This is a genomic window from Leifsonia sp., from assembly GCF_051955155.1.
In the GTDB taxonomy this organism is placed as follows: domain Bacteria; phylum Actinomycetota; class Actinomycetes; order Actinomycetales; family Microbacteriaceae; genus Leifsonia.
This window is the reverse complement of sequence record NZ_JBQCGZ010000107.1, coordinates 13504-28864: the sequence shown is the minus strand read 5'-3', so window position 1 is coordinate 28864 and position 15361 is coordinate 13504. Positions and strand designations below refer to the sequence as shown.

The 15361-nt window shown below is 73.0% G+C and carries 12 protein-coding genes; 7 read left to right on the top strand and 5 right to left on the bottom strand.

Annotation, left to right across the window (positions count from 1 at the left end; translation table 11 throughout):
- Position 1: 1 nt before the first annotated feature.
- The 3 genes from ACTHMF_RS11770 to ACTHMF_RS11760 all read right to left on the bottom strand — a co-directional run bounded on the left by ACTHMF_RS11770 (position 2) and on the right by ACTHMF_RS11760 (position 3891).
- Complete coding sequence (locus ACTHMF_RS11770) at positions 2-919, bottom strand: ABC transporter permease (protein WP_314147746.1); 918 nt, start codon at positions 917-919, stop codon at positions 2-4.
- The gene (locus ACTHMF_RS11765) at positions 916-1956 is read right to left on the bottom strand and encodes an ABC transporter permease (protein ID WP_314147745.1); all 1041 of its coding nucleotides are present in this window, start codon (positions 1954-1956) and stop codon (positions 916-918) included. The genes ACTHMF_RS11770 and ACTHMF_RS11765 overlap by 4 nt, the downstream gene beginning before the upstream one ends.
- Before the next feature lie 72 nt (positions 1957-2028).
- Positions 2029-3891: an ABC transporter substrate-binding protein gene (locus ACTHMF_RS11760; protein WP_440317750.1), complete on the bottom strand. Its 1863-nt coding sequence runs from the start codon at positions 3889-3891 to the stop codon at positions 2029-2031.
- A gap of 326 nt (positions 3892-4217) precedes the next feature.
- On the opposite strand from ACTHMF_RS11760, the gene ACTHMF_RS11755 reads away from it, so the two are divergent.
- Entirely contained in the window at positions 4218-5300 is a 1083-nt protein-coding gene (locus tag ACTHMF_RS11755) for a C39 family peptidase (RefSeq protein ID WP_440317748.1), read from the top strand.
- 32 nt (positions 5301-5332) lie between these two features.
- Here the strand turns inward: ACTHMF_RS11755 and ACTHMF_RS11750 are convergent, their stop codons facing one another.
- Positions 5333-6442, bottom strand: a complete 1110-nt coding sequence (locus ACTHMF_RS11750; protein WP_440317746.1) for a M20/M25/M40 family metallo-hydrolase — start codon at positions 6440-6442, stop codon at positions 5333-5335.
- Positions 6443-6550: 108 nt separating this feature from the next.
- On the opposite strand from ACTHMF_RS11750, the gene ACTHMF_RS11745 reads away from it, so the two are divergent.
- From ACTHMF_RS11745 to ACTHMF_RS11725, 5 genes are read left to right on the top strand one after another with little or no spacing between them, the layout of a single operon-like run.
- Positions 6551-7411: a GNAT family N-acetyltransferase gene (locus ACTHMF_RS11745; protein ID WP_440317744.1), complete on the top strand. Its 861-nt coding sequence runs from the start codon at positions 6551-6553 to the stop codon at positions 7409-7411.
- Positions 7408-8532: an o-succinylbenzoate synthase gene (gene menC, locus ACTHMF_RS11740; RefSeq protein ID WP_440317742.1), complete on the top strand. Its 1125-nt coding sequence runs from the start codon at positions 7408-7410 to the stop codon at positions 8530-8532. The genes ACTHMF_RS11745 and menC overlap by 4 nt, the downstream gene beginning before the upstream one ends.
- 13 nt (positions 8533-8545) lie before the next feature.
- Complete coding sequence (locus ACTHMF_RS11735; protein WP_314147252.1) at positions 8546-9427, top strand: aminotransferase class IV; 882 nt, start codon at positions 8546-8548, stop codon at positions 9425-9427.
- Between the two features lie 2 nt (positions 9428-9429).
- Positions 9430-11241, top strand: a complete 1812-nt coding sequence (locus tag ACTHMF_RS11730) for a membrane dipeptidase (protein ID WP_440317740.1) — start codon at positions 9430-9432, stop codon at positions 11239-11241.
- Positions 11238-12755: a serine hydrolase domain-containing protein gene (locus ACTHMF_RS11725; protein ID WP_440317738.1), complete on the top strand. Its 1518-nt coding sequence runs from the start codon at positions 11238-11240 to the stop codon at positions 12753-12755. The genes ACTHMF_RS11730 and ACTHMF_RS11725 overlap by 4 nt, the downstream gene beginning before the upstream one ends.
- Here ACTHMF_RS11725 and ACTHMF_RS11720 read toward each other — a convergent pair.
- A complete protein-coding gene (locus tag ACTHMF_RS11720) occupies positions 12724-13668 on the bottom strand; it encodes a LysR family transcriptional regulator (protein ID WP_314147255.1) in 945 nt (314 codons plus the stop codon). The genes ACTHMF_RS11725 and ACTHMF_RS11720 overlap by 32 nt on opposite strands.
- A gap of 105 nt (positions 13669-13773) precedes the next feature.
- Here ACTHMF_RS11720 and ACTHMF_RS11715 point away from each other — a divergent pair, with 105 nt between their 5' ends.
- A complete protein-coding gene (locus ACTHMF_RS11715) occupies positions 13774-15357 on the top strand; it encodes an amidohydrolase (RefSeq protein WP_440317736.1) in 1584 nt (527 codons plus the stop codon).
- Positions 15358-15361 lie beyond the last annotated feature (4 nt).

The following is a 15361-nucleotide window of genomic DNA, read 5'->3' as shown; positions in this document are numbered from 1 at the left end:
GTCAGCGGCTCCTCAGGGTCGGGTTCACGATGGTCTCGACCGCGCGGCCGACCAGGGTGAAGGCGAGCACGACCAGCACGATCGCGACGCCGGGGACGAGCACGTACCACCAGTAGCCCGCGGTGGCCGCGGACACGTCCATCGAGTTCTTGAGCACCGAACCCCACGACTGCAGCGTCGGATCGCCGAGCCCGAGGAACGACAGCGTCGACTCGGCGATGATCGCCGACCCGACCGTGAGCGTCGTGTTCGCGAGCACCAGCGGCAGCACGGCGGGCAGCAGGTGCTTGACGATGATGTGCCAGTGCCCGGCGCCGAGCACGCGGGCGCGCTCGATGTAGTCGCGGGACTCGACGGACAGTGTCTGCGCGCGCACCACGCGCGCGGTGCCCGCCCACGAGGTCAGGCCGATCGCGATCACGATCGTCCACACCCCGCGCGAGAGCACCGAGGAGAGCACGATCGCCAGGATGAGCGAGGGCAGGACGAGGAAGAAGTCGACGATGCGCATCAGCAGGCCGCCGGTCCAGCCGGTGAAGTGCCCGGCGGCGATGCCGACGATGGTGCCGATGATCATCGAGACGGCGGTGGCGGCGAAGCCGACCAGGAGCGACACCCTGGCGCCCCAGATCATCCGCACCCACAGCTCGCGGCCCTGGTCGTCGGTGCCGAGCGGGTGCGCGAGCGACGGCGGCGCGAAGCGCGGCTGGTCGAGCAGCTTGGTGACATCCAGCATCCAGGACGGCGCGAGGACCGGCGCCAGCAGCGCGAGCACGATCACGACGACGAGGAAGATCAGGCCGACCATGCCGGCCCGGTTGTGCGAGAACTCCCGCGAGAACTCGGCGAGCGCGCGGCGGCGCCGCGCCCAGGCCATGCTGCGAGGCGACCGGGCGACGGTCGCGGTGGAGCCGCTCATCCGCGCCTCACTCTCGGGTCGAGCCGACGGTACACGAAGTCCGCGACGAGGTTCATGACGATGATGATCGCCGAGAAGACGACGAAGGTCCCCTGCAGCAGCGGCAGGTCGGGGCCCTGGATGGCCTCGTAGGTCAGCTTGCCGAGGCCGGGCCAGGAGAACACCGTCTCCACGGTCACGGCGCCGGCGATCAGGCCGCCGATGTGCATGAAGACGAGCGTGACGGTGGGCAGCAGCGCATTCGGGACGGCGTGCTTGCGGCGCAGGTCGTCGTCCTTGAGGCCCTTGGCGCGGGCGGTGATCAGGTAGTCGGCGCTCTTCTCCTCCATGACGGAGGCGCGCATCACCATGACGTACTGCGCGTAGACGACCGCGACCATCGTGATGACCGGCAGCACCATGTGCGAGATGACGTCGAGGGCGAGGCCGAGCGGATCGTCCGGCGCGTCCGGGGAGACCATGCCGCCGGTGGGGAACCAGTGCAGGGTGCCGCCGAAGACCATCAGCAGGATGAGCGCGAGCCAGAACGTCGGCACCGACCACAGCACGAGCGAGGTGGACGTCGTGAGCTTGTCGAACCGCGAGCCGGCGCGCCAGCCGGAGAGCTGGCCGAGCCAGAGGCCGAGCGCGATCGCCAGGACGGCGGAGGTGCCGGTGAGCAGGATGGTGTTCCAGAAGTACTCGCCGATGAGCGAGGCGACGCTCTGCTTGTAGACGTAGCTCTGGCCGAAGTTGAGCGTGAACACGTTGCCGAGGTAGTCGATGAACTGCTGCCAGAGCGGCTTGTCGAGGCCGAGCTGCGCGCGCAGCTGGGCCATCTGCTCGGAGGACATCGGGTGCTCGCGCGCCATCGCGGCGACCGGGTCGCCCGGCAGGATCTTGAACGCGAAGAAGCCGAGCAGGATGACCATGACCAGGCTGATCGCGGCTCCGCCGATCTTGCTCAGCGCGAACTTCAGGGCGGGCGCGCTGCGGACGCTCGCCTCGCCCTGTTCTTCGAGGATCACCGCCTCGGTGACCGGGGTTGCATTGCTCATATGCCTTCTTCTCTGACGCGGCGGGAGAGCGGTGGCCGCGCCGGGCGGAGCCCGCCGCGGCCACCGTATCGGTCATTCGACGTCGGCACTCCTGCGCCGGCGGACGGCGAAGAACACGATCGCGCCGATCACGATGACAACGATCACGCCGCCGGTCACGAGCAGCCCCACGTTCGGGCCGCCGTCGCCGCTGCTGCTCCCGGCGCCGTCGCCGGCCGGGGCGACGTCCATGAATCCCCAGTAGCCGGACTGGTTGGCGATGATCCCGCCCTTGGCCGGCATCATCCGGAAGTCGGTGAACCGGTCGGAGCGGTAGGCCTCGAGCCCGCTGGCGTACCAGTAGACGATCTGGGCCGTGTCGGTGTAGTTCAGCTGCAGCATCTTCTGGACGATCGCCTGGCGCTTGTCCGGGTCGGTCTCGGTCTGCTGCTGCTTGTACAGCTCGTCGTAGGCCGGGTTGCACCAGCCGTCCTGCGAGGTCGCGCCGGTGCCGTCCGTCTTGGTGGGCAGGCTGCCGCAGGTGTTGATGCTGAGCTGGTAGTCGGGGTCGGGCCCGACGCTCCAGCCGCTGAAGTAGATGTCGTAGTCGCCCTTCACGGTCGCGGCGTTGATCGTGTCGGAGTCGGTCGCGACCTGCTTGATCTCGACGCCGATGTCCTTCATCCACGGCTGGAAGTACTGCGCCGCGGCCTGCTCGGTGGGGTCGGAGGAGTCGACGAAGAGGCGGAGCGAGAGGCGCTGGCCGTCCTTGACGCGGATGCCGTCCGCTCCCGGCTTCCAGCCGTCGGCGTCGAGCTTCTGCTTGGCCTTCTCCGGGTCGAACGCGAGCTCCTTCACGGCGGCGTCGTCGGTCGGGAGGGTCCACTGCGGGTAGGAGGACGGAATGAAGCTGGTGCCCGGCTCGCCCAGGCCGTTCAGGACCTTGTCGAGCAGCGTCTTGGTGTCGGTGCCGAGCCGGATGGCCTGGCGCACCTCCACGTCCTTCAGCGCGGGGTTGCCGTTGCCGAACGCCTGGCCGTCGACCGTCTTGAGCCCGGAGTTGAAGCTGAACGAGGAGAACCGGCGGCCGATGCCCGCGTGCTCGGTGATGCCGTCGGCGCCCTTCAGCGCCGTGTACTGCGTCGGGGTGAGACCGGAGACGAAGTCGACATCGCCGGAGCGCAGCGCCTGCACCTGGGCGTCGGAGTTCGTGTAGTAGACGTACTGGATGGTGTCGATCTTGGGAGCGCCCCGCCAGAACGTGGGGTTGGCCTTCAGGGTGATGAACTGGTTGGCCTTGTAGCTCTCCAGCAGGAAGGGACCGGAGCCGACGACGTCCTTGTCGTTCGGGTACTTCGCCGGGTCGGAGACCTTCTCCCAGATGTGCTTGGGCAGGATCGGGACCTCGATGCCGGGGTTGGGGGCCTGCGCCGCCTTCAGGTCGATGATCACGGTCTTCTCGTCCGGCGCCTGCACGTCGGCGAAGTTCGCCACGAAGCTGCCGTTCGCGACCGCGAGGTCGGGGTTGGTCATCATCTGGTCGAACGTGTACTTCACGTCGGCGGAGGTGATCGGCTCGCCGTCCGACCACTTCAGGCCGTCCTGCAGCGTGAACTCCCACTTCTTGCCGCCGTCCTCGGCCTTCCAGTGGTCGGCGAGGCCCTTGGTGGGCGAGCCGTCGACGTCGCTGTTCTGCACGAGGTTCTCGTACATGTAGCGGAAGATGTTCGTCGGCAGCAGGTAGATCGACGTCCACGGGTTGAAGCTGTCCACGAAGCCGGAGGTGGCGATCCGCATCGTCTTGCCGTCCTTCGCGCCGGAGGTCGGGGTCGCGGAGGCGGCGTGCAGGCTGTCGCCGGTCGCGGCGTTCGCGGCGCCGGCGGGCGCGGCCATCACGGCTGCGGCGGCGGCGAAGGCGAGCGCCCGGATGAGATGCGTGCGGGGTCTGGTGCGCATGTGAGTCCTTCCATCGGGCCCAGGTCCAGCGATTCAGGACCACCAGGGTTGGAGTAATGGAACAGCATGGAGCGCGTCCAGGTCAACGTATTCGTTCCAGATATTCGACGAGGGATGAAGATTCGGTGAACGCTCTTCGCGTGACGGGTGATGTGGTTTGCGCGCAATATGCACCATTGAGCGGTGTCACAGAGCATAGAACGTGCGTCAACGAGGGCAAGGGCGCGCATTATGTGCACGACGATCCGATTCGGATGCGTTGACGCCACGACCGGCGATGGGAGATGATCCGTTCCAAATCATTCCGCGCCGAGGAGAGGGAGCCGATGTCGTCGGAACCGAGAGCCCGCTTCTGGTGCACGTCCCTGGTGCGCGCCGCCGTCGATGCGGGCTGGGAGGGGCGCACCTGGACCTCCACCGCGCTCGAGACCGGCTGGAGCGACGGCGTCGCCGCCGACCAGGCCGTCGCCTCCTGGAATCTCGACGCGGGCACGACGGCGCTGGTCGAGATCCGCGCGCGGACCACGGACGGCTCGTGGCAGCCGTGGCAGCTGCTCGCCCGCTGGGGCGCGCCGGGGGAGCGACGCAGCGGCGAGCGTGGTGACGCCGGCGCCGGGCCGGCCGTGGACACCGACGTCCTGACCGCCGGGGCGGGCGGCCGGTTCGACGCGGTGCAGCTGCGGGTGACGCCGGCGGACGACGCGCAGGGCACGGGCCTGCGGCCGCTGCGCCTGGCCGCCGTGAGTTTCAGCGCGCCGGACGGGACAGGCCGGCCTGCGTCGGTGGCCGGCGGCCCCGGCGTCGCCCCGCACGGCGCCGCCGCCTCCCTCGCGCCGCTCTCGCAGCGGGCGTACCCCGCGCGCGCCGGCCTCGGCGGCGGCGGTCCCGCCTGGTGCTCGCCGACCTCCCTCACGATGGTCGCGCTGGCCTGGGGCGCCCGCATCCAGGGCGCCGCGCAGGAAGAGGTGCCGCCGGGCGCCGACCCGCGGGTCCCGTGGCTGGCGCGCGCGGTCTACGACGCCGCCTACGACGGCACAGGCAACTGGTCGTTCAACGCGGGCGTCGCCGGGGAGCTCGGCTTCGACGCCGTCGTGACCCGGCTCGCGTCGCTGGCCTCCGCCGCTGTGCTGACGGACGCCGGCATCCCGCTGATCGCCTCGATCTCGTTCGGTCCCGGGGAGCTGGCCGGCGCCGACTACGACACCGCCGGCCACCTGCTGGTGATCCGCGGGTTCGACCAGGACGGCGACGTGCTCGTCGCCGACCCGGCGAACCCCGGGGGTGAAGCGGGGCTCCGCAGCTACCCGCGCGCAGCGTTCGACGCGGCGTGGCAGCACAGCAGGCGCACGGTCTACCTGATCGTGCCGCGGGGCTATGCGCTGCCGGCAGCGCCGGACGGGGAGTGGTGAGGAGGTCGGGCCGGCGCGGGCCGGTCCGCCGGTCAGCCCGCGGCGGGCGGGTCGGCGAGCACGGCCTCCAGCAGGTCGATCCGCTCGGCCAGCGAGGCGAGCGAGAAGTGCTCGCCGACCGCGTGCGCGCCGCCGCCGCGCGGACCGAAGCCGTCGACCGTCGGCACGCCCATGCTGCCCAGCAGGTTGGTGTCGCCCGCTCCGCTCGCCGGGCGGCCCGTCACCTGCTGGCCGATCCCGCGCCCCGCGGCCGCGATCCTCGCGAGGAAGGCGTCGTCCGCGGCCGACGGACTCCACGCCGGGCGGTGGCTCAGCAGCCGCGCCTGGAGCTCCGCTCCCCGGCGGACCGGTTCGAGGGCGCGCAGGGCGCCGAGCACGGCCTCCTCGGTCGCGCCGTCCACGAAGCGCAGTCCGATCTCCGCCTCCGCCGCGGCCGGGACGACGTTGGCGCGCCCGCCGCCGCGGATCGTTCCGACATTGCAGAGCACCTCCGACGGCAGCGCGTCGTCGCCGACGATGCGTCGCACGGCGATCAGCTGGTCCACCAGCTCGTCGATCGCCGAGACGCCGCTCTCCGGGTCGAGCGCGGCGTGCGATGCGCGCCCGCGCACCCCGAGCAGGACGCGGGTGCTGCCGCGCCTGCCGACCTTCAGGGCGCCGTCGGGATGCGGGGACTCGAAGCCGATCGCACCGGCGACGCCCTCCGCGCACGAGCGCAGCAGGCCCTGCGTCGTCGGGGAGCCGACCTCCTCGTCGCACACGATCACCGCGCGGACGGCGCGATGCGGGCGGCCGGCCAGCCGCTCGACGGCGGCGAGCATCGCGAGCAGCCCGCTCTTCATGTCGAACGCGCCGGGACCGCGCACGGTGTCGCCGTCCACCGACCACGGGACATCGCCATCGATGGTGCCGCGCGGCCAGACGGTGTCGGAGTGGCCGACGAGCAGCAGCGGATCGCCCGTCCCGTCGACTTCGGCGACGAGGTTCGCGCCCGCGTTGGTGCGCTCGATGCGCACCGCCGCGCCCGCGTCGCTCCACCAGCCGGCCAGGAGCTCGGCCGTCCGCTCGCTGGCCCGCACGTCCAGCGAGGGCGATTCGATGCGGGTCAGGCGCTCCAGCCGGGCGAGAACGTCGTCGGTCATGTCGTCTCCGATCGCAATTTTACGAATCATATCTGTTGCTCTATCCGGCGAACTGATAAACATAATCTGCGCACCAAGCTTTCAGCGGCCAAACATAGGAAACGTATCGTGCCCCAGGCTCCCTGCTCCGCCCTCCGCACGGAGACGCTGACCACCGGCGACGACTTCCGCGCCGCCGCCGAGCTGTACACCCGGGTGTTCGGCTACGAGCGTCCCGAGTTCTCGCTCAACCCGAATCTTCTCAGCGCGCTGGCGCGCAACGGCGGATCCGCGGTCGGCGTGCGCGGCGCCGGAGGCGAGCTGATCGGGTTCGCCTACGGCTTCGCCGGCCGCGACGACCGCGGGCGCGACTTCCACTACTCGCAGGCCGCCGTCGTCGACGCCGCGCACCAGGGCGAGGGGATCGGCCGGATGCTCAAGGAACGGCAGCGCGAGGTGGCGCTCGGCTGGGGGCACCGCACCATGCGCTGGACCTTCGACCCCGTGCTCTCCCGCAACGCCCACTTCAACTTCAGCTCGCTCGGCGCCGACGGCATCGGCTTCGTTCGCGACTACTACGGCAGGCCGGGCACCGACCGGATCGTCGTCGAGTGGACGCTCACGGACCGCGCCGATCCCGTCGCCGACCTGCGCAGGGCCGCCGCTCCCGCCCTCGGCCGTTCCGACTGGGGCCGCGTCTCCCGCGGCACGGTGACCCGGCCGGACGGCACCGTCCAGGATGCCGCCTGGCTGGCGATGCCCGCCTTCTCTCTCGCGCTCTCCGACGACGAGGAGGAGCGGGCGTCGCACGACCTGCTCCGGCTGCACGTGCGGGACGCGCTGGAGGCGCTGCTGGCCGAGGGCCGCGTCCTCGTCGCCTGCACGCGCGTCGACGCGAGCACCTCCGCCTACCTCGCCGTGGACGCCGCGGCCCTGCGCGCACCGAACGCATCCCGAACGCCCGCGAACGACCAGGAGGTCACCGCATGAGGATCGACCGGCTGCGGCTGTTCGACGTGAATCTGCCGCTCGTCCACGGCTTTGAGACCAGCTCGCACCGCAAGACCGGACTCAACCACCTGCTGGTCGAGGCGACCGACGCGGACGGCAGGGTCGGCTGGGGCGAGATCGCGACGCCGGCCGACCCCTACTACGGCTCGGAGACGACGCGCGCGGCCTGGGACATCGCGCAGCGCTACCTCGTGCCCGCCGCGCTCGGCGCCCCCTGGGAGACGCCGGAGGAGCTGGAGGCGACCTGGCGGCGGATCCGCGGCCACGAGTTCGCCAAGGCCGGCTTCTCCGCCGCGGCCTGGGACCTGCACGCGCGCGCCGCCGGCGTCCCGCTCGCGACCGCGCTCGGCGGCACGCGCACCGAGGTGGTCGCCGGCGTCTCGCTCGGCATCGAGCCGACCATCGACGAGCTGCTCGCACAGGTCGGCCGGCAGGTCGAGGCGGGCTACGGGCGGGTGAAGCTGAAGATCGCGCCCGGCTGGGACGTCGAGCCGGTGCGCGCCGTCCGCGCGGCGCATCCCGGGCTCGACCTGCACGTCGACGCCAACGGCGCGTACCGGGACACCCCCGAGTCGGCCGCGATCATGCGCGCGCTCGACGGCTTCGGGCTCACGATGATCGAGCAGCCGTTCGCACCGCGCGACTTCGTCGCCCACGCCCGCCTGCAGTCCGCGATCGCGACGCCCGTGTGCCTCGACGAGTCCGTGGTCGACATCGCCGATCTGCACACCATGCTCGCGCTCGACGCGGGCCGCGTGCTCAACATCCAGGTCTCGCGGATGGGCGGCCTCACCGCCGCGCGCCTGGCTCACGACGTCGCCCGCGACGCCGGGGTGCCGGTGTGGTGCGGCGGGATGCACGAGTTCGGGGTGGGCAGGGCGGCCAACGTCGCGCTCTCCTCGCTGCCGAACTTCTCGCTGCCGTCGGATGTCTCCGGCTCCGACAAGTACTACGCGCGCGACGTCATCGTCCCACCCGTCGTCGCGCACGACGGGATCGTGCGCGTCCCGGTCGCGCCCGGCATCGGCCACGATGTGGATGTGGACTGGGTGCTCCAGAACTCCGCGCGCACGCTCGACACCGCGGCCGTCGCCGCCTGACACCGAGGAACCCATGCACACTCTCACCCTGCACCGCCTCGATCTCGCCTCGGACGCCGCTGCCGCGGACTGCCTGACCCGCATGGAGCCGGGGGAGGCGCTGCTCGCCGCCACCGACCTGTCGGCGACGCGCGGCGACGGCATCTTCGAGACCGTCGGCATCGTCGACGGCGTCCCGCAGGCGCTGGACGCGCATCTCGACCGGTTCGAGCGCTCCGCGGAGATGCTCGACCTGCCCGCGCCGCGGCGCGAGCTGTGGCGGCTCGCGGTCACCGAGGCCGCCGCCGCGCTGCGGGAGCACACGCCGCGCGCCGCCGTGAAGTTCGTGATGTCGCGCGGCGACGAGGCGGGCGAGCCGGTCCCGACCGGCTGGGCGCTTGGCTTCGCGCCGGACAGCCGCCCGGGCGGCGTCACGCCGGAGGTGGACGTCGTCCTGCTCGATCGCGGCTACCGCCACGACGTCGCCCAGACCTCGCCGTGGCTGCTGCAGGGCGCCAAGACGCTCTCCTACGCGGTCAACATGGCCGCGCTGCGCGAGGCGAGGAGGCGCGGGGCGCAGGACGTGATCTTCACGAGCATCGACGGGATCGTGCTCGAAGGCCCCAACTCGACCGTGATCGCGCGCATCGACGGCGTCTACGTGACCCCGCCGACCGACCTCGGCCTGCTGCCGGGCACCACGCAGGCGGACGCGTTCGCCGCGTTGCAGGGATGGGGCGAGCCGGTGCAGACCCGCCGGATCACCGTGCAGGAGCTGCGGGAGGCGGATGCCGTCTGGCTGTGCTCCAGCACCAGGGGCGTCGCCCCGGTGCGCTCGCTCGACGGCGCGGAGGTGACCGTCGACGCCGCCGTCACCGCGCGGCTGAACGCGGCCCTCGACGCCAGGGAGGCCTGAGCATGATCCCGGTGATCGACGGGCACAACGACCTGGCCTGGGCACGCCGCGAGGCGAACGGTTACGACGTCTCCGCGGTGGACGGCCCGTGCCCCGGCCTGCACACCGACCTCCCGCGCCTGACCGCGGGCGGCGTCGGCGGGCAGTTCTGGTCGGTGTGGGTGGACCCGGTGCTCGAGGGCGCGGAGCAGGTGACGGCGACCCTCGAGCAGATCGACTTCGTGCACCGGCTGGTCGACGCGCACCCCGAGCGGCTGCGGTTCGCGCGCACCGCCTCCGACGTGCGCGCCGCGATGGCCGAGGGCAGGATCGCCTCGCTCATCGGCATCGAGGGCGGCGACCAGCTGAACGGCTCGCTCGCGGTGCTGCGCCAGTTCGCCCGGCTCGGCGCGCGCTACCTCACCCTGACCTGGTCGCGGACGACGGACTGGGCGGACTCGGCGACCGACGAGGCGCGCCACGGCGGGCTGACCGACTTCGGCAGGGAGGTGGTGCGCGAGCTCAACCGGATCGGCGTGCTCGTCGACCTCTCGCACGTCGCGCCGACCACGATGCGCGACGCGCTCGCCGTGACGACGCGACCGGTGATCGTCAGCCACTCGTGCGCGCTCGCGCTGTGCGACCATCCCCGGAACGTGCCGGACGACGAGCTGGCCGCGATCGGCGCCGGCGGCGGTGTCGTCATGGTCGCCTTCGTGCCGTCCTTCCTCTCGCAGGCGCGGGCCGAGTGGGTGCGCGCGGGGGAGCACGGCGAGCCGCCCGCCGTCGGCATCGCCGACGTCGCCGACCACATCGAGCACGTCCGCCGGGTGGCCGGTGTGCACGCGGTCGGCCTCGGCGCCGACTACGACGGGACGGACGCGATGCCGGCCGGTCTCGGCGACGTCTCGCACTACCAGGAGCTCTTCGACGAGCTGCGCGCTCGCGGCTGGTCGGAGCAGGATCTGGCGGCGCTCGGGCACGGGAACGTGCTGCGCGTGCTCGAAGCGTCCGACGCCGACCACCTGGCCTTCCTGGCCGGCGACGCCCCCGCCCCGCGGCCGGCGGCGCTCGTCCCCGCCGTCGACACGACCGAGCGGACCGCCGACGAGCGGCCGCGCGTCCTCGTCGTCGTGAACGCCAAGGAGTCGGCGCCGCGCCGGCTCGGCGTCTGGCTCGAGGAGCAGGGCATCGCGGTCGAGCCGGTCCTCGGCACGGACGGCCTGCCGGAGAGCCTCGACGGCTACGCCGGGCTGGTCATGCTCGGCGGCGGGCTGATGCCGGACGACGACGACCGCGCCCCGTGGCTCGCGCGCGAGCGCGAACTGGCGGCGGCGGCCATCCGGGCCGATGTCCCGACGCTCGGGATCTGCCTGGGCGGCCAGATCATCGCGCACGTCGCCGGCGGCGAGGTGCGCGCGGCGTTCGGGCCCAAGGAGCGCGGCGCGACCATGATCGCCGCCTCGGAGGCGGGCCGCGCCGACCCGGTCATCCGCGGCTTCGGCGACGCGGCGCCCATGATCGAGAACCACCAGGACATGATCACGGAGCTGCCGGCCGGCGCCGTCCTGCTCGGCTCCAGCGATGCGGTCGCCAACCAGGCGTTCCGGATCGGCGAGCGGGTCTACGGGCTGCAGTTCCATCCCGAGGTCTCCGCGGACGACCTGGAGCGCTGGACGGAGCCGACAACGCCGGCACCCGGCGACCGGCCCGTCGCCGAGCTGGTGGCGGAGGCCAGGGCCCTGGACGAGCAGAACACCCGGGCCAGCCGCGCGCTGGTCGCCGGCTTCGGCGAGCACGTTCTCGCGTTCGCCGCGGAAGGCGCCCGCCGATGATCGACGATGGCGCCCTCGCGGGCCACGCGCGCGACGCCCTCTCCACGCGGCTGGATGCGCAGACGCTGCGCCGTGCACCCGCGTCGATCGCGGCCGTCGTGCGCGACGGCCGGGTGGTGGCGTCGAGCGCGCACGGCGAGCCCCGGCGCGACGGCGCGCCGACGACGGACGGCACGGTCTTCCGGATCGCGTCGATGTCGAAGAGCTTCCTCGCGGCGACGGCGCTCGCGCTGAGCGACGACGGCCTGCTCGATCTGCACGCGCCCGCCACCGCGTACGTGCCGGAGCTGGCGTCCGCCCGCTTCGGCGACGACGGGGCCGAGCCGACGCTCGACGACCTGCTGGCGAACCGGGCCGGGCTCGCGGAGGACAACGCCTGGGGCGACCGCATGCTCGGGGCGCCGCGCGCTGAGCTGGCCGCGATCGTGGCTGCAGGCCTGCTGCCGGCGACCCGGCCCGGCACGGCCTACGAGTACTCCAACCTGGGCATCTCGCTGATCGGCCGCGCCGTCGAGCGGGTCACCGGCCGGCCGGTCGAGGACGTGATCCGGGAGCGGATGCTCGACCCGCTCGGGATGCGCGACACCCGCGCGGAGGCCGGGCTCTATCCCGCGGGGGCCGACCTCGCCGCCGGTTTCCGAACCTTCGACGACGGCGCGACGTTCGTGCCGGAGCCGTACGTCGGCACCGGCGCCCTCGGCTGCATCGGCAGCCTCTTCAGCACCGTCGGGGACATCGCGCGCTGGACGCACTTCCTCGGCTCGGCGTTCGGCGACGCCCCGCACGCGGGCGACGTGCTCTCCGCCGCGTCCCGCCGCCGGATGCAGACGGCCCGCACGCTCATCCCGACCGGCTCCGGCTGGCTCGCCGACCGCGCGCTCGACGGCGCGGGCTACGGCTACGGCCTGGTGGTCGAGCACGACCGCCGCTTCGGCCGCCTCGTGCAGCACGCCGGCGGCCTGCCCGGCTTCTCGTCGCACATGCGCTGGCATCCGACGACCGGGATCGGCGTCGTCGTCTTCGGCAACACGGACGCGTTCGGCGCGGGCGGGATCGCCGCCGACTTGCTCACCGACGTGCTCACGCGGGCCGACGCCCCGGCCGCCGTCGTGCGCCCGTGGCCGGAGACGGTCGCAGCGGCGCGCGGCATCGACGCGCTGCTGGCGGCCGGCCTGCCGCTGGACGCCGGCGACGTTCCGCTCGCCGACAGCGTCCTGCTGGATGTGCCGGCGCCGGTGCGCGCCGAGCGGCTCGCCGCTGCGCTCGCCGAGACGGGCGCGATCCTCCCGGAGAGGCAGCCGTTCGCCGAGCGGATCCTGAACGCGGCCGACCGCTCCCGGCTGCGCTGGCGCATCCCGTGCGAGCGCGGCGCGCTGATCTGCGACGTCCACCTCGTCGGGCTGCACGAACCGCTGGTGCAGGAGTTCGACGTCGCGGTCGCGGACGCCGCCGGCGCGAAGCCCGTGGACGAGCGGCCGATGGTCACCGACCACCATCGGGTCGCTCTCGGCTGAGCCGCGAGTCGAACCCCAGGTCGTCGAGCACCTCCTCCGCGTGCCGCAGGAACAGAGCCGCCGTCTCGGCGGGAGCGGTCGGCGCGACCAGGGCGAACACCTCGCGGGAGAGCCGCAGCTCCGGGACGTCCAGCACCTCGACGCCCGCCGGCAGGTCGCCCAGTGCGATCTCGGGGATCAGGGACGCCGCGTAGCCGGTCGCGACGATGTCCAGGGTCACGGCGAAGTCGTCGCAGCGGGCGACGGCGCGCGGCTGCAGGCGGTGCTCGTCGAGGAACGCGTCGACGACCGCGGCGTCGCTCGACCCCGGGTGATGCAGGATCCACGGGCGGCCCACCAGCTGGTCGGCGGCGACCGCGCCCTGACCGTGCAGCCGCCAGGCGCTCGGGACCACGAAGCGCATCGGGTCCTCGCCGATCCGCACCGGTTCCAGCGAGCGCGGCCAGCTCAGGCCGCGCTCGCCCACCCAGTAGACGAGCGTCACGTCGGTCTCCTCGCCGCGCCGCATCGCCTGGATGGCCGGGGAGGGATCCCGCACGCTCAGCCGCAGGGCGATGTCGTGCGCCAGCCAGCCGGGGGAGCGCAGCAGCCGGGGCAGCACGGTGCGGGCCAGGCTCGGGTAGAGGCTCACCCGCAGCTCCTGGCGCGCGTGGTCCGCGCTGCCCGCGGACTCCAGCAGGCGGTCGATGTCGGCGAGCACGATCGTCGCGTGCCCGGCCATGACGGCCGCCGCTTCGGTGGGCCGGACGCTCCGGGCGGTCCGCTCGAACAGCCGGATGCCGGTGTCCTGCTCGAGCGCCGCCATCTGCTGCGAGACCGCGGACGCGGTGTAGCCCAGCCGGTTGGCCGCCGCCGCGAAGGAGCCCAGCCGGATCACTTCGAGGAGGGTTCGGAGGTGGACCGGATTGACCATAAGCGTTCCTTGCTCTCAGCGTCGAGAATTCGCGCCCACGGCCGAATCTCGCCTGGATAGCCTGACAAGACGCGCGAGAACGCGCCCCCATCCTAAGGAATGCTGATGGTCACGACCCTGTACCGCCACCCCGCGATCCACCTGCTGGACGGTCGCGGCGGCACCGCGGACGCCCTGCTGGTGCGCGACGGCGTCATCGTCGCGATCGGCGCCGCGGCCGAGGTGGCGGACCGTGCGCCGGCGGGCACCGCGATGCGCGACCTGCCGGGGGCGGCGGTGATCGCCGGCTTCCACGACGCGCACATCCACACGGCGAGCCTCGCCCGCAGCCTCGACGAGCTGGACCTGCGCGAGACCACGAGCCTCGGCGAGGCGCTCGCCGCCATCGACCGGTTCGTGCGCTCCCGCGAGGGCGGAGACGGCTGGATCACCGGTGGCCGCTGGGACGCGAACCGCTGGAGCGACGGCGTGCCGAGCCGCGCCGCGCTCGACCGCATCTCGCCCGTCCGGCCGCTCTGCCTCTCCAGCGTCGACGGCCACTCGGTCTGGCTGAACAGCGCGGCGCTCGCCGCGGCCGGCATCGACGTCACGACCGCCGACCCCGCCGGCGGCCGCATCGAGCGCGACCGGGACGGCGTGCCCACCGGCATCCTGCGCGAGACGGCGGCCGACGCCGTCATCGAGCGCGCCGAGCGCGAGACGCCCGCCGACCTCTCGGTTCTGCTGGAGCGCGCCCAGGACCGGCTGCTCGCCGAGGGCATCACGCACGTGACGGACCTCGACGGCGAGGACGCCCGCGCGGCGTTCCTCCGGCTGCGGAACGCGGGAGAGCTGCGGGTGCGCGTGCACAAGGGCACGCCCGCGCACGCGCTGGAGGACGCGATCGCCGAGGGCAGGCGCACCGGCGACGGCGACGACTGGTTCACGAACGGGCCGGTCAAGCTGTTCTCCGACGGCTCGCTCGGCTCGCACACCGCGAGCATGGGCGCCGACTTCGCCGATCAGCCGGGCAACCACGGCGTCGAGGTGCTCGACCTCGACGAGCTGTCGCGGCTCGTCGCGCTCGCTGTCTCGTCCGGGATCGCCGTCGCCACCCACGCGATCGGCGACCGGGCGAACCGCACGGTGCTGGACGCGTACGAGCGCGCGCACGAGGACGCGGTCCGCGCCGGGCTCCGGCTGCGCGTCGAGCACGCGCAGCACCTGCGCCCGGAGGACGTCGCCCGGTTCGCGCAGCTCGGCGTGATCGCGTCGCTCCAGCCGACGCACTGGGCGAGCGACATCCCGCTCGTCTCCCGGATGCTGGGCGGCCGCACGCTGGCGAGCTACGCGTGGTCGGCGCTGCTGGACGCCGGCGCGGTCGTCGCCTTCGGCTCCGACGCGCCGGTCGAGCCGTCCGCGCCGATGCTCGGCGTGCAGGCCGCCGTGCTGCGCGGCACCGCGGCGTCGCCCGGCGGCGTCGAGCCGGGGCTGCGCCCGCTCGGCGTCGAGGAGGCGCTGTCCGCGTACACCGCCGGACCCGCGTTCGCTGCGGGGCTCGACGGCCGCGTCGGGTCCCTCGCGGTCGGGATGCGCGCCGACTTCGTCGCGCTCGACCGCGACCCGTTCACGACCGAGCCGTCCGAGCTCGGCACCATCCGTCCCGTCGCCACCGTTGTCGACGGGCTGCCGGCGTTCGGCCTCGGCTGAGCAC